The organism is Paraburkholderia sp. EG286B (assembly GCF_040965655.1).
Taxonomy (GTDB): Bacteria; Pseudomonadota; Gammaproteobacteria; order Burkholderiales; family Burkholderiaceae; genus Paraburkholderia.
Window position 1 is genome coordinate 1 of record NZ_JBFRCF010000291.1, and the last position, 244, is coordinate 244.

At 70.5% G+C, this 244-nt stretch carries 1 protein-coding gene; it reads right to left on the reverse strand.

Annotated elements, in window-relative coordinates; genetic code table 11:
• The coding region (locus AB4Y42_RS44750; RefSeq protein WP_368697955.1) for a condensation domain-containing protein at positions 1-244 on the reverse strand (244 nt) is incomplete at both ends.

Consider the following 244-nt stretch of genomic DNA (forward strand, 5'->3'; position numbering starts at 1 on the left):
TCATGTGCCAGCAGCTCGGCCAGCCGCGCATGCGTGGTCCGCACGCTCGCCTCGACCCCGGTGCCATCAAGATCAAGCCGCAGCGGCAGGGTATTGATGAACAGGCCCATGGTGCGGTCGCCACCGGCGCCGCCCTGCATGCGGCCGAACAGCACCGTGCCGAACACCACCTGCTCGCGGCCGCTGCTGCGCGCCACCACCTGGCCCCAGGCCAGATGGCACAGGCACGCCAGGCTCACCCCAA